We start from the raw sequence: 18,274 nt of genomic DNA on the forward strand, positions 1-18,274 counted from the left end.
ATTGACCCTATATCGTCCGACACGGCCTGTCTATGATCAAAAGGAAGAAGCCATTCGGAGACAGAGATATGCAAACGATAATGATCACCGGCTGTTCATCGGGTTTTGGCCTGGAGACGGCGCGTTATTTTCTCGAGCAAGGCTGGAAGGTTATTGCCACGATGCGCGCTCCGCAGGAAGGTGTGTTGCCCGCCAGCGACCGTCTGCGGCTGGTGCGTCTTGACGTCACTTCGGCGCAGAGTATCGCCGAGGCCATTGCCGAAGCCGGAGAGATTGATGTGCTGGTTAACAACGCCGGGGTGGGGATGCTTAATGCCCTGGAGGGCGCGTCGCGCGAGGCGATAGCAGACCTGTTTGCCACCAATACCCTGGGAACGATTGCCATGACCCAGGCGGTGATCCCCCGGTTCAGAGCGCGCCGAAGCGGGACCATCGTTAACATTACCTCGGCGGTCACCCTGCAACCGATGCCCCTGCTGGCGGTATACACCGCGAGTAAGGCGGCGGTGAATGCCTTCACGGAGTCGCTGGCGCTGGAGCTCCGTGCTTTTAATATTCGCGTCGGGCTAATCCTGCCGGGACGCGCCCCGCAGACCCGCTTCGGGGAAAACGCTCGTCGAACGATGGGCCAGCTCCCGGAGAGCTATGCGGCGCTCGGGCAGCAGATCCTCGACAGCATCCAGGATAACGCCAGCGTGACGCAGGCTGTCGATGTGGCTCAGGCCGTCTGGCGGATGGTGAACGATCCTGATGCCCCTTCGCGGCTGCCGGCAGGGGAAGATGCCCTGGCGATGGCACAGGCCAGTCTTCGCCGTGTCTGAAGACAATATGCGGGTTTTGTCTGTCAGACGGTAGGTGCGCAAGCTGCCGCTGCGCTTTATGGCCAGGGGAATATTATCCCTGTCAGTATCGACTGGATAATATTAGCGGGTTATACGAAATAACGGTCAGGCGGCGCTTACTGATGTAAATCAGGATACCAATGTCTTTCATGGTGCGTTTTCGCCGCTTATTCTGGATATGTGCGAACCGCCCGCCATATTATGACATCATCAATGGCTCAGGTCTTTTATATGTAATTTCTCAATGTAATTCGGGCGTTAATCTTAAAAAGTTAGTCTGGCCCGGTCGGGGCTGGACTTTCTTTATTCTACTGTGGCAGGGTTTCATCCCTGCTGTACCGCGCGCTCGCTTTTTTACGCCAGGGAATAGTTTTCAGTATGGAATATTTCTTTGGTGGATTATGAATATAAAACGAACATTACTCATCATACTTTCCCGTGTTATCAGGGGAGCAGGTATGGGATTAGGTACTTCAGGTATCGCGCTGGCTGGCTGGCTGGCTGGTTCTTTTTTTTCTCAGTAAATGAATATAAATTTCTCTGGGGTTTACTTTCAGTTGTGGAATTCCTGGTGGGGTATCTGATATATCGATTTTCATATGCATATATTTATGATGAATGGAATGATTATCATTAAAAATTAAACGGCGTGGTCTGTTGTTCGATTTTTGATGTTCATGACTGTGGAATAAAAATATGAGTGTGATGGGTGCCCTTTCAAATACTTGAAGTGTCGTTTTGCCAGCGTTAATTTTGTCTGAATCTAAGGAACGAAACCCTGTGCAATTTGTGAACGGGCTTCATGACGTAAAATTCGGGCCACACTGAGTGAAATTTCAGGTTAGAGGCCGAAACTCATGCTGCATTGTTCTCCGTTATGATAGTAGTGAAAGTGCCATTTTTGCTTCCTGATTTGCTGACAGACAGGGAGTGGCCATCCATAACGGTCAGCGAGTCATTGGGGGGAGTAGCCGCCATTACGAATGGCCGTGTCGGTTAATGGCATAGACGTCACCTTAGTTTTGTCTGCAGTATTCTGTAACGTCAACGCCTGAATTTTTGAAGCCTGAAATGTTTTCCTGTCAGGAAGAATAAAAAATCCCTTGCTGCAAAGTTACTTTTCCCGTCGTTCGTGGACTAAAGCGCCATTTCGATGTGCTCAAAAATGTACCTAAAAGGGTTGGCTTCCCCTGCACGAGTGTGGAATATGCAAGGAAAAATCTTTGCCAATACACAACATTTTAAGTCAGCAATACCATCGGGGGGCAGGTGATAAAACACAGAAATTACAGAAGGATAACTGATTGGTGCGTCTGAATGGACTCGAACCATCGACCCCCACCATGTCAAGGTGGTGCTCTAACCAACTGAGCTACAGACGCATTATGGTGCGTTTAATTGGACTCGAACCAACGACCCCCACCATGTCAAGGTGGTGCTCTAACCAACTGAGCTATAAACGCATTATGGTGCGTTCGATTGGACTCGAACCAACGACCCCCACCATGTCAAGGTGGTGCTCTAACCAACTGAGCTACGAACGCAATGTTGTGGTGACAACGGGGACGCATATTAGCGGCAGGGAGAGGATGTGGCAAGAGGTAAACGTCACTTTTCTTGCACATTGCATGCGATTGCGGAACTTTTACCCATTCCGGATATATTTTACTGAACCACAAGGATATTTCTTCGCCAGCGAGCGTCATGACTCGCTTTTTTCTGCCCGTCTAACTCTGCGCGGTAGGGTTGCCGTTGTGTTAAATTATCGGCCACCAGAAGAGAAGGAGTCATAACGAAGATGAAATCGATTGGTATTTTTTGCGGTTCTTCAGCTGGCGAACATCCGCTGTATCTCGACACCGCCCGTCTGGTCGGACGTACGCTGGCGCAGCAGGGGCTGGCGCTTGTCTATGGCGGCGGCAAAGTCGGTCTGATGGGGGCGGTCGCCGATGCGGCGCTGGAGGCCGGTGGCGTGGTGATCGGCGTGATGCCGCGCGGCCTGGTGGAGCGGGAAATTGCCCACCGCGGCTTGACGGAGCTGCATGTGGTCGAGGATATGCACGAGCGGAAAACCAAAATGGCGGCGCTGGCGGATGGCTTTATTGCCCTGCCGGGCGGGGCGGGGACGCTCGAAGAGATTTTCGAACAATGGACCTGGGCGCAACTGGGGATCCATGAGAAACCGTGCGCGTTCCTGAATATCAAGGGTTATTACGATCCGCTTCAGGCGATGGTCGACAACATGGTACGGGAAGGATTTATGCACCCGCGCTACGCGGAGATGCTGCCGTTTGCTACCTCGGCAGACGAGATTATCGCCGGTTTTCGCGACTATACGCCGCCGGCCCGTAAATGGGTTCAGCAGCCCGCTATTTAAACATCAAGCGCAGGGTAAACAGCGCGCAGACGATGAGCAGTAACAGCAGCAATTCGAAGCGATAGCGTTGCAGCATGATGTCCTCCTGAAAAAAAACCGGCGCTGTTCTGCGCCGGTTTATCACCTTAACGCCCTGACCATTATGCCGCAGGTTTAACCGCCGGTTTAGCTGCGTGGTGTGCCGCTTTATGATGTTTCTTTGCAGCCTGCGCTTTCTGCGCGACTGCCGGTTTCGCAGCAGCTTTGTGGTGTTTCTTCGCAGCCTGCGCTTTCTGCGCGACTGCCGGTTTCGCAGCGGCTTTATGGTGTTTCTTCGCCGCCTGGGCTTTCTGCGCGACTGCCGGTTTCGCAGCGGCTTTATGGTGTTTCTTCGCCGCCTGGGCTTTTTGCTCAGCAGCCGGTTTTGCAGCGGCTTTGTGGTGTTTCTTCGCCGCCTGGGCTTTCTGCTCGGCTGCCGGTTTCGCGGCCGCTTTGTGATGTTTCTTATGGTGAACGGTGGTATGGCTGGCAGCTGCGGCCGGGGTGGCGCTTGCGGCATCGGCAGCGAAAGCAACTGATGACAGACCCATAGCAGCGGCAACAACCAGAGCTAATACTTTTTTCATTCTGAAATCCTCGAATTGGTTTCTTGAGTAACCCCACTGCGGGGCTGTTGACCACACTATATGCGTCTCGGGGAGTGCCATCAGTGAGTCTTTGGTGTCGGGGAGTAACGGAATGTACAACGTGGTCGCAATGCCGGAGAACGAAAAAGCCCGCCGGAGGGGCGGGCTTTGCAGGGACTAGCGCGCGGCGCGCTGTAAGATGATGCTGGAGGGCTGGCGCTGTAGAAAACGCATCCGCAGCATCATCATGATGGCGGCGGAGGTCAGGCCGATGATAAATCCACACCAGAAACCGGCGGGCCCCATGCGTGGCACAACCATATCGGTCAACGCCAGCAGATAGCCGCTCGGCAAACCCAGCACCCAGTACGCGGTAAAGGTAATAAAAAAGATAGACCGGGTATCTTTATAGCCGCGCAGAATGCCGCTGCCGATCACCTGGATGGAGTCGGAGATCTGATAGATAGCCGCCAGCAGCATCAGGTGTGAGGCCAGCAGCACCACCTCGGGATTATCGTTATACAGCAGGGCAATCTGTTCACGCATCAGCACGGTAAAGATAGCGGTAAATACCGCCAGACAGACGCCCACGCCCACGCCGGTGCGGGCCGAAACCTGGGCATCGATCGTTGAACCTTGTCCGAGACGGAAGCCGACGCGAATGGTGACCGCCGCCGCCAGCGATAGCGGCAGAACGAACATCAATGAGCTGAAGTTAAGCGCGATCTGGTGACCGGCGACGTCAATGATCCCCAGCGGGGAGACCAGCAGCGCGACGACGGCAAACAGCGTGACTTCAAAGAACAGCGCCAGAGCAATGGGCAGCCCCAGCTGCACCAGCCGTAACAGGACGGCGACATCGGGGCGGCTGAAGCGCTCGGCGCAGCGGATATCTCGCATCGAACGCGCCCGACGCACCCACCACAGCATGCTGGCGAACATCACCCAGTAAACCGAAGCAGTCGCTACGCCACAGCCGACACCGCCCAGCTCGGGCATGCCGAAATGACCATAGATAAAGATATAGTTCACCGGAATGTTGACCAGTAAGCCGATAAAGCCCATGACCATCCCGGGTTTGGTTTTCGCCAGCCCTTCACACTGATTACGGGCAACCTGGAAGAACAGATAGCCCGGCGCGCCCCACAGCAGCGCGCGCAGATAGCCAACCGCCTTCTCAGCCAACAGCGGGTCGATATTATGCATGGAGCTGATGATATAGCCGGCGTTCCACAGCACGACCATAATCAGCACCGAGACAAAGCCGGCCAGCCAGAAGCCCTGACGCACCTGCTGTGCGATGCGATCCCGCCGTCCGGAGCCGTTAAGCTGCGCCACCACCGGGGTCAGCGCCAGCAGCAGCCCGTGTCCAAAGAGGATCGCCGGCAGCCAGATGGAGGTCCCGATGGCCACGGCGGCCATATCCGTGGCGCTGTAGCCACCCGCCATCACGGTATCGACAAAACCCATCGCTGTCTGCGCCACCTGCGCAAGGATGACGGGTATAGCCAGAGCTAATAACTGACGCGCTTCAACGAAATACTTCTGCACGTGAACACCTTTATTTTGTTGTTATTTTGAGACTAAAAAAGCCGCCGTAACTGGCAGCAAGGGGATAAAAATGAGGAATTTCCAGTCTATTGTAGCGAGGATTAGCCATTAAGCCAGTGAAAAAAGAGTCGAGGCACGAAGCGCGCTGGCAACCGCTTTGCCCTCCTGTTATTGTTCCCGATAGCGAAAACGGTAATGATACCGTCATGATTTTCAACAGGAGCCTAACATGTTTACTGGTATTGTTCAGGGAACCGCGAAAGTGGTCTCCATTGATGATAAACCTAATTTTCGCACCCATGTGGTGGAGCTACCGGCGCATATGCTGGAGGGGCTGGAAACCGGCGCCTCGGTAGCCAATAACGGCTGTTGCCTGACGGTGACCGAAATAAACGGCGCGCACATCAGCTTCGATCTGATGAAAGAGACGCTGCGGATTACCAACCTCGGCGATATTCAGATCGGGGATGAAGTGAACGTCGAGCGGGCGGCGAAATTCAGTGATGAAATCGGCGGGCATCTGATGTCCGGCCATATTATGACCACCGCGGAAATCGTGAAGATCCTCACTTCCGAAAATAACCGTCAGATCTGGTTTAAAGTGCAGGATCCGACGCTGATGAAATATATCCTTTATAAAGGTTTCATCGGTATTGATGGCATTAGCCTGACGGTGGGCGAGGTGACGGCAACCCGCTTCTGCGTGCATCTTATCCCGGAAACGCTGCAGCGGACCACGCTGGGCGCGAAAAAGCTGGGTGACCGCGTCAATATTGAGATTGACCCGCAAACTCAGGCGGTTGTCGATACGGTTGAACGCGTGCTGGCCGCGAAAGACGTTGCGTCTAAGGTGAATGAAGCCTGAAAAAAATCCCCCGCCGGTGAGCGGGGGAGATTTTGTTAGCGGGCGATGCGTAGCCCATGTTCAATGCCGCGCGAGAACACTACCTGCCAGAGCTGAATGTCACGGGCGCGGAAGGCGCCGGCGCAGGCGTTCAGATAATAGCTGAACATCCGTTTGAAACGTTCAGAATAGTTATCGGCAATTTCCGGCCAGCTGGCGAGAAAACGCTCATACCAGGCCATCAGGGTGGTGTCATAATCGGCGCCGAAGTTATGCCAGTCTTCCATCACAAAGTGCTTCTCGCTGGCATCGGCGATCTGCCGAACCGACGGCAGACAGCCGTTGGGGAAGATATATTTATCGATCCACGGGTCGACGTTATGGTCGGTGACTTTGGAACCGATGGTGTGCAGTAAGAAACGGCCGTTGGGTTTCAAATTACGATCCGCGACCTCAAAGTAGGTGGCGTAATTTTTCGGTCCCACGTGCTCGAACATACCGACGGAGACGATACGGTCAAAGCTGTCGTGCAGATCGCGATAGTCCTGGAGCCGAATCTCCACGTCAAGATCAGCGCAGCGCGCCTGGGCCATCTTTTGCTGCTCGGCGGAGATGGTCACGCCGACAACGCTGACCTGGTAATTTCGCGCCATATACTCGGCGAGCCCGCCCCATCCACAGCCGATATCCAGTACCCGCATCCCCGGCTCAAGCTCCAGCTTACGACAGATGAGGTCCAGTTTAGCCTGCTGCGCCGCTTCGAGGGTTTGCGCCTCTTTCCAGTATCCGCAGGAATACTGCATGTAGGGGTCAAGCATTCGGCTGAAGAGATCGTTGCCGAGATCGTAATGCTCTTTGCCAACAATCCAGGCGCGTTTTTTACTTTGCAGATTGAACAGGCGAGCGCCTGCGATGCGGAGTGTATCTTTGAAATGGTGAGGGAGCTGTTTTTCCAGTCCGGCGCGAAGCACTTTGTGGAAGAATATATCCAGACGCTCGCAGTCCCACCAGCCGTCCATATAGCTTTCGCCTAACCCCAGCGACCCCTCCTGCAGGACACGTTTAAAGAAAAGAGGGTTTTTAATTCGCAGGTCTGACGGCGCGGAGCCATTGATTTCTATTCCCGCACGGCCCAATAATTCAGCTGCAATCCGGTACCAGTCATCATTTGGTACACTTACTTCTTCTATACACGATGAACTCATAGCTTCTCCATCACGCCCAAGTGATCAGAACCTTAAAACAGCGTAGACGCTTTTTTGGCTTTGTGAGAAATCTCACGGATAATCCGTGAAGTCGCTATCCGACGTAGAACAGAGGAAGGGAGATAACCCTTGCCGAAAGGCCTTCCATGGTGAAACGGAGGCATCCTGCATCCGTTAATATTTAACTATTTTCTATTTATGTGAACCCGGATCCAGTATAGGACGCTAAGTACTGGCTTTCAATAAAATTTTCTTAGCATGCTAACGACTGGTCCGGGCAACGGCGATGGGCGTTACGCGTGGGAAGAGTGGGGGGTCAGCTCCGGCGTTTGCTGCAGGCGATAGCCGATTCCGGCTAAGCCAATCGAGACCAGCATCACGCTGGTGGTGGTCAGCAGCGGCGTGGCGATCAGCGCCGATACCAGCAAACTGGTCAGGAAGCACAATCCCAGCTGCAGCGTATTCTGCAGCGCCGCCGCGCGGCCCGTTGCCTGCGGGAAGGGTTTCAGCGCCTGGGCGACCACAATGGGATAGATCCCGCCGTTGACCACCGCCATCATGCAGAACGGGATCATTAACGCCACCAGCGAGGCATGCGTTTGCAGGCCGACCAGCCAGGTGGCGGCAACGCTGACGGCGAAGACCACCAGCAGCCACGGCAGCATCTGTTGTCCTGACCATTTTTGCAGCAGCGCGCGACAACCATAGCCGCCCACCAGAAAGGCGATGGTCTGTGGGATATAGCTCAGGCCGATAGCGGTTGGGCCATAGCCCATTTCGTGCAGGATAAAAGGTGAACCGGTAAGCCAGGCGAAGAAGCTGGCGGAGCAGGCGGCGTAGATCAGGACGTTGCCGCTGTATTCCCGGGAGCGCAGCAGCGCGAGAAAGGTGATCTTCTGCTGCGTCACTGCTACCGACTTTGCGGCTGCCTTCAGGCGCAGGGCAGGCAGCATCAGCAGCAGAGTGATGGCAAACAGGGTGGCGAAGATGGCTTGCCACTCGAAGTGCACCAGTAGCCAGCTACCCAGCAGCGGGGCCAGCGCTGGCGACAGTCCTACCAGCGGCATAATGGTGGCGAAGATGCGGTTCGTGCGCTGGGCAGGATAGTAATCGGTGACCATCGCCTGCCAGGTAACGGCCGCGGCACAGACGCCAATCGCCTGCAAAAAGCGCAGCGCCAGCATCAGGGTAGCGTTGTGCACCCACAGCATCCCCAGACAGCCGGCCGCGAAAATTGCCAGGCCGCTCAACAGCACCGGTTTGCGCCCATAGCGGTCCGACAGCGGCCCCCAGAACAGCTGCCCCAGCGCGAAGCCGGCGAGGAACAGGCTCAGGCTGGCGCTGATGGAGGCAGCGGAGGTATTGAGATCCTGCTGCATGGCGGCAAACGCCGGCAGGTACATATCGGTGGCCAGAAAGCCCAGCACGCTCAGGCCGGCCAGCCAGACTAAAAATCCTTTCCCAGGTTGTGACATAACGTTCTCATTTTTGGAGTACAGGTACGATGCCGCAGAGTGTAGGGAGTGCATTGTGGCTTGTGAAACGCTAATATTTGTCACATGCATTCAAAAATTTTGCAGGCAGAAAATGTGGTCTGAATACTCTCTGGAAGTGGTTGATGCCGTGGCCCGCAACGGCAGCTTCAGCGCGGCCGCGCAGGAGCTGCACCGGGTGCCCTCCGCCATCAGCTATACCGTGCGTCAGCTTGAAGAGTGGCTGGCCGTTCCCTTGTTTGAGCGCCGCCATCGTGATGTGGAGCTGACGCCCGCAGGGGTCTGGTTCTTACAGGAAGGGCGCTCTGTTATCAAAAAAATGCAGATCACCCGCCAGCAGTGCCAGCAAATCGCCAACGGCTGGCGCGGGCAGCTGTCGATCGCGGTGGATGATATTGTGAAACCGGCGCGGATGCGCCAGATGATCGTCGATTTCTATCGCCACTTTCCCGACGTCGAGCTGATCGTCTTTCAGGAAGTGTTCAACGGCGTATGGGATGCGCTGGCCGACGGCCGTGTAGAACTGGCGATTGGCGCAACGCGATCTATTCCGGTCGGGGGCCGCTATGCGTTTCGCGATATGGGGATGCTGAGCTGGGACTGCGTGGTGGCGAGCGATCACCCGCTGGCGAAGATGGAGGGACCCCTGAGCGATGATGTCCTGCGTAACTGGCCGTCGCTGGTGCGGGAGGATACGTCACGTTCACTGCCCAAACGAACAACCTGGCTGCTGGATAACCAGAAGAGGGTGGTGGTCCCCGACTGGGAATCGTCGGCCACCTGTCTGTCGGCGGGCCTCTGCGTCGGCATGGTGCCGAGCCATTTCGCCCGACCATGGGTAGATCGCGGCGAGTGGACCGCGCTGGCGCTGGAGAATCCGTTCCCGGATGCCGCCTGCTGTCTGACCTGGCAGCAGAGTGATGCCTCACCGGCGCTGAACTGGATGCTCGACTATCTGGGGGACAGCGACACGCTGAATCGGGAATGGCTGCGGGCGCCGGAGTGATCCGCGCCCGCCAGATGCCTTACCGACGATAATCGACAAACGGGCCATCCGCCACGGAGCGGCGTTCGACCAGACGAGGATGAACTTCGATAGACTGCGACTCTTCACGCTTATTAACGATACGATCCAACAGCATGTTAAATGCGGCTTCGCCCAGGGAATCTTTCGGCTGATGAATAGTGGTTAACGCCGGGCTGAAATAGCGGGCGTTACGCACATTATCATAACCGATCAGCGAAATGTCCTGCGGCACCCGCAGCCCCATTTCATCCGCCGCGCAGATAGCGCCCATCGCCATGATATCGCCGCCGCAGAACACCGCCGTCGGACGGTGCTGCTGGCTTAAGATCTGCTGCATAGCGCGGTAGCCGGACTCCGGCTCGAAGTCGCCCTGCACAATCCAGTTTTCCGGCACGCTGATATGCGCCTCTTTCATCGCCTGCATAAAGCCGGCCAGGCGGCCTGCGCCGGTGTTGCGCTCCAGCGGACCCGGGATCACGCCGATTTCACGATGGCCACGTTCAATCAGGTAGCGTCCGGCGATATAGCCGCCCTGGAAGGCGTTATCGATCACCGCATCGGTGAAGTCGGCTTTTGCTTCGCCCCAGTCCATCACCACCATCGGGATATGGCGATACTCTTCCAGCATGCTCAATACCGAATCCGGATATTCGGAACACATCACCAGCAGGCCGTCGACACGCTTCTGTGCCATCATCGACAAATAGGCGCGCTGTTTTTCCGGATCGTTCCATGCGTTGCCGAGGATCAGGGTGTAGCCCTTCTGGAAGCAGCTCTTTTCAACAGACTCAATAATTTCAGCAAAATAGGCGGCTTCGCTACTGGTCGCCAGCAGACCAATCGATTTTGTATGATTGACTTTCAGGCTGCGGGCCACGGCGCTCGGCGAGTAGTGCAGCTCTTTGATCGCCGCCCACACCGCATTGCGCGTCTCTTCGGCAACGAAACGGGTTTTGTTAATTACATGTGATACAGTTGTAGTGGAAACGTTTGCGCGCTTCGCTACATCTTTAATAGTTGCCATTACATCTCACTCCATGCCTTGACCTGATCGCCTGATCATCGATACGTAAACGTTTGCCTACACACACCCTGAATACAATTTTCAACATTGCATCACGTCGGGAAAACGACACAGAACGACAGGAAGGGGTCAATGGCCGATACGCTTTTAAATTAGCGTGGGATTTTGTCCGATCTTGGGGCAAAGTGGAAGAGCAAAAATGTGCATCGCCCTAAATCCCGGAAGATTTTTGCGATTTTTTGTGCAAAAATGAGCAAGCTCACTTTTGGTGTGGGGATAACAAGAGGGAAAAATGATGGATACCAATTTAAAGTTTTCGCTGATCACCACGGTTATTGCCCTCGGCGTGATCGTTGCTTTCAGCCTGACCGCCATACTGCACTAATGTTCCAGTGAGGGAGGAGCGCGGCCTCCTCCCCGTATCCCGCCATTATTATCAATTCTGCAAAAATCTTTTGTCATTTCGTTCACTTTTGTTTTTTTGTGATTGATGTCATGCTTTTGGCTTCTGATGTTACGCCGTCCTCTCTGACGGTCTGATGGAGTCATTGAATGAAAATCAACTTTCCTTTACTTGCGCTGGCGATCGGCGCCTTTGGCATCGGTACCACCGAGTTCTCCCCAATGGGATTGCTGCCGGTGATTGCGAAAGGTGTGGACGTCTCGATACCGGTAGCGGGAATGCTGATCAGTGCGTATGCCATCGGCGTAATGGTCGGCGCGCCGTTGATGACCCTGCTGTTGTCGCATCGCGCACGGCGCAATGCGCTGATTTTTCTGATGGGGATCTTCACCGTCGGCAACCTGCTGTCATCCATTGCGCCGGATTACACCACCTTGCTGCTGTCGCGCATTATTACCAGCCTTAACCACGGTGCTTTCTTTGGCCTGGGATCAGTGGTCGCAGCCAGCGTCGTGCCAAAGCATAAGCAGGCCAGCGCGGTAGCCACGATGTTTATGGGGCTCACCATCGCCAACATCGGCGGTGTACCGGCGGCGACCTGGCTTGGCGAAACCATCGGCTGGCGGATGTCCTTCCTGGCCACCGCGGGGTTAGGCCTGCTGGCGATGGTCAGTCTGTGGTTCTCTCTGCCGAAGGGCAGCGCCGGTGAGCGCCCGGATGTCAAAAAAGAGCTTTCAGTCCTGCTACGCCCGCAGGTACTCTCCGCCTTGCTGACTACCGTGCTCGGTGCCGGGGCAATGTTTACGCTGTATACCTATATCTCGCCAGTGCTCAATACGCTGACCCACGCTTCATCGCTGTTTATTACCGCGATGCTGGTGCTGATTGGCGTTGGTTTTTCGCTGGGCAACTATCTGGGCGGCAAATTCGCCGACCGGTCGGTCTCTGGCACGCTGAAAGGCTTTCTGCTGCTGCTGATGGCGATCATGCTGGCGATCCCGCTGCTGGCGCAATCCCAGGCTGGAGCGGCCATCAGCATGATTGTCTGGGGCGCAGCCACCTTTGCGGTGGTTCCGCCGCTGCAGATGCGGGTCATGCGCGTGGCGCATGAAGCGCCGGGGCTCTCTTCTTCGGTGAATATCGGCGCGTTCAACCTCGGCAACGCGCTGGGCGCCGCCGCCGGTGGGGCGGTGATCTCTGGCGGACTGGGCTATGCGTTTGTGCCGGTGATGGGGGCGATTATCGCCGGTCTGGCGCTGCTGCTGGTCTGGTTCAGCGGACGAGCGCAGCCGGAAGAGGCCTTTGCCAGCCAGTAACGCGAGTGTAGGGAAGGGCTAAAAAAACCGCAGCCGGGGAGACCCTGCTGCGGTTTGTCGTTTATGCCGCCAGGTTGGCCGCAACAAACTTCCAGTTAACCAGCGCCCAGAAATGGTCCAGGTAGCTTGGACGGGCATTGCGGTAGTCGATGTAGTAGGCGTGTTCCCAGACGTCAACGGTCAGCAGCGGCTTCGCGTCGGTGGTCAGCGGGGTACCGGCGTTGCTGGTGGAGACGATAGCCAGGCTGCCGTCGGCATTTTTGACCAGCCAGGTCCAGCCCGCGCCGAAGTTTTTCGCTGCGGCATCGGTAAATTTGGCTTTAAAATCCGCAAAGCTGCCGAAGGATTTGGCAATCGCGGCCGCTAACTCGCCTTCCGGTTCGCCGCCGGCGTTCGGCGCCAGGCAGTTCCAGTAGAAGGTGTGGTTCCAGACCTGGGCTGCGTTGTTGAATACGCCGCCTTCAGAAGTGCGGACGATCTCTTCAAGAGATTTGCCTTCGAACGCAGTGCCTTTGGTCAGGTTGTTGAGGTTAGTGACATACGCCTGGTGGTGTTTACCGTAGTGATATTCCAGGGTTTCTGCGGAAATGTGCGGCGCCAGGGCGTCTTTTGCATATGGTAATGCAGGTAATTCAAACGACATTGCTACTCTCCTTATAACTTTTTGTTTTATCTCACATTGACAAGATGAGGTTTTCATCTGAATCGTGTTCTGGCCACCCGACGCTGTCGCGTCACGGGCTGTTATTGTATTGAGAATGTTAACATTTGCCGCAAGCAGTGAAAAGCCTTACAACGATAAAGGCTATTGCCGCAGGCGCAACTGATGAAGGCTTAACCGTTTTCTACGGGGCGAGGCGTCAAACCGCTCGCAGATGTTGCAAAAATGTATAAGGAGACGCCGTCTGCGCTTTTCCGACTCTCGCAGGGAAGGTTTAACGTCTTCTGTTTTTCTCTGACGATCGCAGCCGCGCATCATGGTTGAGGGTGATATGTCTTTAAAATTAATGGCTTAATTAAAATATGCGCCCAGGCAATCGCCGCTATGCCAATAATTCATTGTCTATTTTGCTATTTGTATGACAAATATGACCGCCGACATGAATTTCCCACAGGATGGCTACGATGGCAAAAACAGGTGAGGCGGTGAGCCCGAAGATGATCCCGGTTGTGCAGGGGATCGTTGACTGGATCGAAGCCCATATTTTAGACACCCTGCCGGTCAGCACGATTGCGAAAAAGTCCGGTTATTCGCACTGGTATTTCCAGCGGCAGTTCGCCATGGTGACCGGCTGCACGCTGGCGAACTACGTCAGTCGGCGAAAAATGACCATTGCGACAATCTATTTAACGCAGACGCAAGCGTCGATACAGAGTATTTCTCAGTGCCTGGGATACGACGGACAGGCCGCTTTCTGCCGGACCTTTCACCGTCACTTTGGTATGTCGCCCACCCGCTATCGTCGGGAAGCGCCGGGCAAGGAGATGAATATGCAGTATCCTTTGACGGTAGAAGGGAAAGACGCGCAGGTGAGGCGGTCTGCCGCCGTAGCGGCAGACCAGGATCAGCGAATGGTTTTCGGAGTCATGACGCGACGAGCGCCAACATAATGGCGAACCCAGTAATCCTCGCTCAGGGAGGTGATTTGTATATCACGACCTGTGCGTGGTGACTGAATAAATTTCCCGTTGCCGACGTAGACGCCAACGTGGTCGGCAGTACCGCGTCCGCGGGTGCGGAAGAAGACCAAATCGCCGCTCTGCAGTTCATCACGATCCACCGGACGCGCATCGCGCAGGTGGTACATTTCATTAGCCGTACGCGGGATGTGAATTTTGACCAGGTCCTTATAGGCGTAATAAACCAGTCCGCTGCAGTCAAAACCGGTACGTGGCGAGGTGCCGCCCCAGCGATAGGGTTTACCCAACTGGCCCATCAATTTGTTCATGGCGGTACTTTGCGCTTTCTGCACCCGGACTTTATGGGCGTCGGCGATCGTTAAATTCGCATCGCTGGCCTCAGGTTTACAGCGTTTTTTATAGCCCTTACGCACCACGCATTTGCTTTTGACGCTGTTCAGCGCCAGGGTCGGCTCGGCGCTGGCGGCGACTGTTTTCGCGCACTGCTTTTTATAACCTTTACGCAGCACGCATTTTTTCGTCGCGCCGGCGGCCTGACGATGAAGTGCGGTTTGGCTTGCTGCGGTAGTGCGGGAAGGGAGCCGGGTGCTCGAGGACTTTTTACTGGTGGTTTTAGCGGTGGTTTTACTTTTTTGACTGGTAGCTTTTTTCTTGCGCTCTGAGCCACTTTTCGCGGGCAACGCCTTTGGCGAAGCGGAGGCGTGCGTATGCCCTGACGCCTGAGCCAGTGGCGTGAATGAGATAGATGTGAACAGTAATGCACAGAGCGATATCGCGATTTTGTTTAGCCGCGCCACTGAGCAATCCCCTGATTAATTACAGACATGTACAAATGCCTGACGATGAATGACAAACCGGAATGATTCTAAAGCATAAAAACCCGGAAAGTTAATATTCTTTTGTATCAAAAATGTCGATTGGTTAACGATTGCAAGAAAACGCGTCAGACATTGATCGTCTCGCACAGAAAATGCGCAATGAGCGCCCGCCTGCGACGGCAAAATGATATTTTTAAGGCAACTTCGCGCAACAGAAGATAAAATATGAATAGTGAAAAAAATGTTATTATCCGTCCTACCTACAGGACGCTACAATGACAAGTTACTGCCGTAGAAAGAAGTTTAAGGAAGCACGACAATGAGCTCGACTTTAGAAAAGATCCAACGCCAAATCGCTGAAAACCCGATCCTGTTGTACATGAAAGGGTCGCCGAAGCTGCCAAGCTGCGGTTTCTCTGCCCAGGCCGTTCAGGCGCTGTCCGCCTGTGGCGAACGTTTTGCTTACGTTGATATCCTGCAGAACCCGGATATCCGCGCCGAGCTGCCTAAATACGCCAACTGGCCGACTTTCCCGCAGCTGTGGGTAGACGGTGAACTGGTGGGCGGCTGCGATATCGTCATCGAAATGTACCAGCGCGGTGAACTGCAGCAGCTGATCAAAGAGACGGCGGCGAAGTACCACACCGACGAGCCGAAAGCGGAGTAATTCCCGCCATCCGTAAAAAAGCGACTTCCTGGAAGTCGCTTTTTTTATTACTCCGGGGTGGCCACGGGCAGCGGCCAGCCACCCAGACGCTTCCAGCGGTTCACAATCTCACAAAACAGCTGCGCCGTCTGCTCGGTATCGTACAGGGCGGAGTGGGCCTGCGCGCCATCGAACGCCATACCCGCGGCGATACAGGCTTTCGACAGCACCGTCTGGCCCAGCGCCAGCCCGCTCAGCGCGGCGGTGTCGAAGGTAACAAACGGATGGAACGGATTGCGTTTAAGCCCCGCGCGTTCGGCGGCGGTCATGGTGAAGCTGTGGTCAAAGGTCGCATTGTGCGCCACCATGATCGCCCGGCTGCAGTCGCTCTCTTTCATCCCTTTGCGTACCATTTTGAAGATGGCATGCAGGGCATCGTATTCGCTGACGGCGCCGCGCTCCGGGTCGTGCGGGTTAATTCCGTTAAAGGCCAGCGCTTCGGGCTGCAGATTGGCGCCCTCGAAAGGTTCAACATGAAAATGCAGCGTTTCATCGGGCATCAGCCAGCCTTGCTCATCCATCTTCAACGTAATGGCGGCGATCTCCAGCAGGGCGTCGGTTTTGGCATTAAATCCTGCGGTTTCAACATCAATCACCACCGGATAAAAACCGCGGAAACGGTCGCACAGACCATTCAGTTGAGCATTCTCGGACATCAGATTCTCTTAGCTGGAAAAAAGTAGCGCGCATTATGGCAAATTTTGCCGCGGCTTGCAGCAGGCAGGGGTGAAAACAACGGGCGCCGCAGCGCCCGGGCGAGCCATGGCATTAAAGAGGCCTGGCTCGGGAAGCGTTAGTTGCCCAGACCTTTGCCGGCATCTTTCTCTTCAATGAGCTCGATTTTGTAACCGTCCGGATCTTCCACGAAGGCGATGACGGTGGTGCCGCCTTTTACCGGGCCGGCTTCACGGGTGACGTTGCCCCCGTTCTGGCGGATCCGTTCGCAGGCTTCGGCGGCGTTGTCGACGCTCAGCGCGATATGGCCGTAGGCGGTGCCCAGCTCATAGCTGTCCACGCCCCAGTTATAGGTCAGTTCGATCACCGCGGTTTCGCTCTCTTCGCCGTAGCCGACAAAGGCGAGGGAGTACTTGTACTCCGGGTTTTCGCTGGTGCGCAGCAGCTTCATGCCCAACACGTTGGTATAGAAGTCGATAGAACGTTGCAGGTCGCCAACGCGCAGCATGGTGTGGAGTAAGCGCATAATGTCCCCTATGCAGTTTATTTGATAGATCAGAACCTTGAGTATAGCGGCGATACGTCGCCGCTATCAATGGAGGGATTACAGCGTAGGGTAGTCGGTGTAGCCTTCCGCGCCGCCGCCATAGAAAGTTTCCGGGCGCTGGGGGTTGAGCGCCGCTTTTTTCTGCAGACGGGCCACCAGATCCGGGTTGGCGATGTAATCGCGGCCAAAGGCCACAGCATCAATGAGCCCTTTATTGATAAGATCGTTAGCTTTTTCTACCGTGTAGGCGCCAGCGCCAATGATCACGCCCGGGAAGCGGTCGCGAACTTTCTGACGGAAGGCTTCGCTGTACGGCTTGCCGCCCGCCCAGTCCGGCTCGGACATGTGCAGATAGGCGATACCGCGTTTCGCCAGTTCGCTAATCAGATACAGCGCGTCTTCTTCTTCGTTCGGGCCATTATCCACATTCTGGAAGCTGCCAATCGGCGACACGCGGATGCCGATCCGGTCAGCGCTCCACTCTTTGCTCACTGCGTCGACCACTTCCAGTACCAGACGGGCACGGTTCTCAACGCTGCCGCCGTACTGATCGGTACGCTGGTTCGCCGACGGCGAGAGGAACTGGTGCAGCAGATAGCCGTGGGCCGAGTGCAGCTCGACCAGATCGAAGCCAGCGTCACGGGCATTGCCGACCGCCTGACGGAAATCGTCGACGATCCCCGGGATCTCTTCGGTTTCCAGGGCACGCGGCATCGAGGTGTCGGCGCGAATAGCATGGCCGTTTTCATCGCGCAGGGAGGTGCGAGTACCGGCGCTCAGCGCAGACGGTGCTACCGGCGCGGCGCCGCCAGGTTGCAGGCTGCTATGGGAAATACGCCCGGTGTGCCACAGCTGGACGGCGATACGGCCATTTTCCGCATGAACACCGGCGGTGATTTTCTGCCAGGCGGCAATCTGCTCCGGGCTGTGCAGGCCTGGCGCGCCGGCATAGCCTTTGGCCTGGGCAGAAATCTGCGTCGCTTCGGTGATGATCAGGCCGGAGCTGGCGCGCTGGCGGTAGTATTCGCCCATCAGCGGGGTAGGGATATCGCCCGGCTCGATGCTGCGCAGACGCGTCAACGGCGCCATAAATACGCGATTAGGGACGGTGACCGCACCGACTTTCAACGGGCTGAATAATTTTGCTTCCGACATAGTGACTCCTGAGTAGACCGGTCGTCTAGTAACTGATGAAATAAA

General features: G+C 55.6%; 19 protein-coding genes and 3 tRNA genes. 9 read left to right on the top strand and 13 right to left on the bottom strand.

What is annotated here, in order from left to right:
• The first annotated feature begins 68 nt into the window (after positions 1 to 68).
• Together FHW76_RS21975 and FHW76_RS26505 are read left to right on the top strand one after the other, a co-directional pair.
• Complete coding sequence (locus FHW76_RS21975) at positions 69 to 821, top strand: SDR family oxidoreductase (protein ID WP_039103684.1); 753 nt, start codon at positions 69 to 71, stop codon at positions 819 to 821.
• 161 nt (positions 822 to 982) lie between these two features.
• Positions 983 to 1,366 (top strand): hypothetical protein, encoded by a 384-nt coding sequence (locus FHW76_RS26505; protein WP_260182326.1) that lies wholly within the window; start codon positions 983 to 985, stop codon positions 1,364 to 1,366.
• A gap of 781 nt (positions 1,367 to 2,147) precedes the next feature.
• Here the strand turns inward: FHW76_RS26505 and FHW76_RS21985 are convergent.
• The 3 genes from FHW76_RS21985 to FHW76_RS21995 form a co-directional block, all read right to left on the bottom strand.
• Positions 2,148 to 2,224 (bottom strand) — tRNA-Val (locus FHW76_RS21985).
• Positions 2,225 to 2,228: 4 nt separating this feature from the next.
• A tRNA-Val gene (locus tag FHW76_RS21990) sits at positions 2,229 to 2,305 on the bottom strand.
• A gap of 4 nt (positions 2,306 to 2,309) precedes the next feature.
• Positions 2,310 to 2,386: transfer RNA gene (locus tag FHW76_RS21995), tRNA-Val, on the bottom strand.
• 254 nt (positions 2,387 to 2,640) lie between these two features.
• Between FHW76_RS21995 and FHW76_RS22000 the strand changes: the two genes are divergently transcribed.
• The gene (locus FHW76_RS22000) at positions 2,641 to 3,219 is read left to right on the top strand and encodes a TIGR00730 family Rossman fold protein (RefSeq protein ID WP_008804612.1); all 579 of its coding nucleotides are present in this window, start codon (positions 2,641 to 2,643) and stop codon (positions 3,217 to 3,219) included.
• A gap of 140 nt (positions 3,220 to 3,359) precedes the next feature.
• Here FHW76_RS22000 and asr read toward each other — a convergent pair whose 3' ends face one another.
• Together asr and mdtK are read right to left on the bottom strand one after the other, a co-directional pair.
• Positions 3,360 to 3,824 carry an acid resistance repetitive basic protein Asr gene (gene asr, locus FHW76_RS22005; protein ID WP_046882409.1) on the bottom strand — a complete coding sequence of 155 codons (465 nt, stop codon included), beginning with the start codon at positions 3,822 to 3,824 and terminating at the stop codon, positions 3,360 to 3,362.
• 177 nt (positions 3,825 to 4,001) lie between these two features.
• Entirely contained in the window at positions 4,002 to 5,375 is a 1,374-nt protein-coding gene (gene mdtK / locus FHW76_RS22010; RefSeq protein ID WP_012541512.1) for an MdtK family multidrug efflux MATE transporter, read from the bottom strand.
• A gap of 229 nt (positions 5,376 to 5,604) precedes the next feature.
• On the opposite strand from mdtK, the gene FHW76_RS22015 reads away from it, so the two are divergent.
• Positions 5,605 to 6,240 carry a riboflavin synthase gene (locus tag FHW76_RS22015; RefSeq protein ID WP_012541513.1) on the top strand — a complete coding sequence of 212 codons (636 nt, stop codon included), beginning with the start codon at positions 5,605 to 5,607 and terminating at the stop codon, positions 6,238 to 6,240.
• A 35-nt stretch (positions 6,241 to 6,275) separates the two neighbouring features.
• Here the strand turns inward: FHW76_RS22015 and cfa are convergent, their stop codons facing one another.
• Positions 6,276 to 7,424, bottom strand: coding sequence for a cyclopropane fatty acyl phospholipid synthase (gene cfa / locus FHW76_RS22020; RefSeq protein ID WP_008804616.1), 1,149 nt, complete (start codon positions 7,422 to 7,424; stop codon positions 6,276 to 6,278).
• A 293-nt stretch (positions 7,425 to 7,717) separates the two neighbouring features.
• A complete protein-coding gene (gene punC / locus FHW76_RS22025; RefSeq protein WP_012541514.1) occupies positions 7,718 to 8,899 on the bottom strand; it encodes a purine nucleoside transporter PunC in 1,182 nt (393 codons plus the stop codon).
• A gap of 112 nt (positions 8,900 to 9,011) precedes the next feature.
• On the opposite strand from punC, the gene punR reads away from it, so the two are divergent.
• The gene (gene punR, locus FHW76_RS22030; protein WP_008804618.1) at positions 9,012 to 9,923 is read left to right on the top strand and encodes a DNA-binding transcriptional activator PunR; all 912 of its coding nucleotides are present in this window, start codon (positions 9,012 to 9,014) and stop codon (positions 9,921 to 9,923) included.
• 19 nt (positions 9,924 to 9,942) lie between these two features.
• Here the strand turns inward: punR and purR are convergent, their stop codons facing one another.
• Positions 9,943 to 10,968, bottom strand: a complete 1,026-nt coding sequence (purR, locus tag FHW76_RS22035) for an HTH-type transcriptional repressor PurR (protein ID WP_004202888.1) — start codon at positions 10,966 to 10,968, stop codon at positions 9,943 to 9,945.
• A 292-nt stretch (positions 10,969 to 11,260) separates the two neighbouring features.
• On the opposite strand from purR, the gene FHW76_RS22040 reads away from it, so the two are divergent.
• Together FHW76_RS22040 and FHW76_RS22045 are read left to right on the top strand one after the other, a co-directional pair.
• Positions 11,261 to 11,353: a YnhF family membrane protein gene (locus FHW76_RS22040; protein WP_012968036.1), complete on the top strand. Its 93-nt coding sequence runs from the start codon at positions 11,261 to 11,263 to the stop codon at positions 11,351 to 11,353.
• A gap of 167 nt (positions 11,354 to 11,520) precedes the next feature.
• Positions 11,521 to 12,687 carry an MFS transporter gene (locus FHW76_RS22045; RefSeq protein WP_002907773.1) on the top strand — a complete coding sequence of 389 codons (1,167 nt, stop codon included), beginning with the start codon at positions 11,521 to 11,523 and terminating at the stop codon, positions 12,685 to 12,687.
• A 61-nt stretch (positions 12,688 to 12,748) separates the two neighbouring features.
• On the opposite strand, the gene sodB is transcribed toward FHW76_RS22045, so the two are convergent.
• Positions 12,749 to 13,330, bottom strand: a complete 582-nt coding sequence (gene sodB / locus FHW76_RS22050; protein ID WP_117126951.1) for a superoxide dismutase [Fe] — start codon at positions 13,328 to 13,330, stop codon at positions 12,749 to 12,751.
• A gap of 482 nt (positions 13,331 to 13,812) precedes the next feature.
• On the opposite strand from sodB, the gene FHW76_RS22055 reads away from it, so the two are divergent.
• Positions 13,813 to 14,298, top strand: coding sequence for an AraC family transcriptional regulator (locus FHW76_RS22055; RefSeq protein ID WP_012541516.1), 486 nt, complete (start codon positions 13,813 to 13,815; stop codon positions 14,296 to 14,298).
• Here the strand turns inward: FHW76_RS22055 and FHW76_RS22060 are convergent.
• The gene (locus FHW76_RS22060) at positions 14,253 to 15,125 is read right to left on the bottom strand and encodes a C40 family peptidase (protein WP_012968037.1); all 873 of its coding nucleotides are present in this window, start codon (positions 15,123 to 15,125) and stop codon (positions 14,253 to 14,255) included. The genes FHW76_RS22055 and FHW76_RS22060 overlap by 46 nt on opposite strands.
• Positions 15,126 to 15,465: 340 nt before the next feature.
• On the opposite strand from FHW76_RS22060, the gene FHW76_RS22065 reads away from it, so the two are divergent.
• Complete coding sequence (locus tag FHW76_RS22065; protein WP_002907768.1) at positions 15,466 to 15,813, top strand: Grx4 family monothiol glutaredoxin; 348 nt, start codon at positions 15,466 to 15,468, stop codon at positions 15,811 to 15,813.
• Between the two features lie 47 nt (positions 15,814 to 15,860).
• Here FHW76_RS22065 and rnt read toward each other — a convergent pair whose 3' ends face one another.
• From rnt to FHW76_RS22080, 3 genes are all read right to left on the bottom strand, one after another.
• Complete coding sequence (gene rnt, locus FHW76_RS22070) at positions 15,861 to 16,508, bottom strand: ribonuclease T (protein WP_008804623.1); 648 nt, start codon at positions 16,506 to 16,508, stop codon at positions 15,861 to 15,863.
• Positions 16,509 to 16,645: 137 nt separating this feature from the next.
• Positions 16,646 to 17,053, bottom strand: a complete 408-nt coding sequence (gene gloA, locus FHW76_RS22075; RefSeq protein ID WP_002907764.1) for a lactoylglutathione lyase — start codon at positions 17,051 to 17,053, stop codon at positions 16,646 to 16,648.
• A gap of 78 nt (positions 17,054 to 17,131) precedes the next feature.
• Positions 17,132 to 18,229 (bottom strand): alkene reductase, encoded by a 1,098-nt coding sequence (locus FHW76_RS22080; RefSeq protein WP_008804624.1) that lies wholly within the window; start codon positions 18,227 to 18,229, stop codon positions 17,132 to 17,134.
• Positions 18,230 to 18,274 lie beyond the last annotated feature (45 nt).

This window comes from Klebsiella sp. RC2 (genome assembly GCF_014192815.1).
Classification (GTDB): Bacteria; Pseudomonadota; Gammaproteobacteria; order Enterobacterales; family Enterobacteriaceae; genus Klebsiella; species Klebsiella variicola.

Excerpts from the sequence above, each read along its gene's own strand:
- punC (WP_012541514.1), bottom strand. The coding sequence starts at position 8,899 with ATGTCACAACCTGGGAAAGGATTTTTAGTCTGGCTGGCCGGCCTGAGC.
- asr (WP_046882409.1), bottom strand. The coding sequence starts at position 3,824 with ATGAAAAAAGTATTAGCTCTGGTTGTTGCCGCTGCTATGGGTCTGTCA.
- FHW76_RS22040 (WP_012968036.1), top strand. The coding sequence starts at position 11,261 with ATGATGGATACCAATTTAAAGTTTTCGCTGATCACCACGGTTATTGCC.
- FHW76_RS22080 (WP_008804624.1), bottom strand. The coding sequence starts at position 18,229 with ATGTCGGAAGCAAAATTATTCAGCCCGTTGAAAGTCGGTGCGGTCACC.
- punR (WP_008804618.1), top strand. The coding sequence starts at position 9,012 with ATGTGGTCTGAATACTCTCTGGAAGTGGTTGATGCCGTGGCCCGCAAC.
- sodB (WP_117126951.1), bottom strand. The coding sequence starts at position 13,330 with ATGTCGTTTGAATTACCTGCATTACCATATGCAAAAGACGCCCTGGCG.
- FHW76_RS22065 (WP_002907768.1), top strand. The coding sequence starts at position 15,466 with ATGAGCTCGACTTTAGAAAAGATCCAACGCCAAATCGCTGAAAACCCG.
- FHW76_RS22055 (WP_012541516.1), top strand. The coding sequence starts at position 13,813 with ATGGCAAAAACAGGTGAGGCGGTGAGCCCGAAGATGATCCCGGTTGTG.
- FHW76_RS22000 (WP_008804612.1), top strand. The coding sequence starts at position 2,641 with ATGAAATCGATTGGTATTTTTTGCGGTTCTTCAGCTGGCGAACATCCG.
- purR (WP_004202888.1), bottom strand. The coding sequence starts at position 10,968 with ATGGCAACTATTAAAGATGTAGCGAAGCGCGCAAACGTTTCCACTACA.
- FHW76_RS21975 (WP_039103684.1), top strand. The coding sequence starts at position 69 with ATGCAAACGATAATGATCACCGGCTGTTCATCGGGTTTTGGCCTGGAG.
- rnt (WP_008804623.1), bottom strand. The coding sequence starts at position 16,508 with ATGTCCGAGAATGCTCAACTGAATGGTCTGTGCGACCGTTTCCGCGGT.
- cfa (WP_008804616.1), bottom strand. The coding sequence starts at position 7,424 with ATGAGTTCATCGTGTATAGAAGAAGTAAGTGTACCAAATGATGACTGG.
- FHW76_RS22045 (WP_002907773.1), top strand. The coding sequence starts at position 11,521 with ATGAAAATCAACTTTCCTTTACTTGCGCTGGCGATCGGCGCCTTTGGC.
- FHW76_RS26505 (WP_260182326.1), top strand. The coding sequence starts at position 983 with ATGTCTTTCATGGTGCGTTTTCGCCGCTTATTCTGGATATGTGCGAAC.
- FHW76_RS22015 (WP_012541513.1), top strand. The coding sequence starts at position 5,605 with ATGTTTACTGGTATTGTTCAGGGAACCGCGAAAGTGGTCTCCATTGAT.
- gloA (WP_002907764.1), bottom strand. The coding sequence starts at position 17,053 with ATGCGCTTACTCCACACCATGCTGCGCGTTGGCGACCTGCAACGTTCT.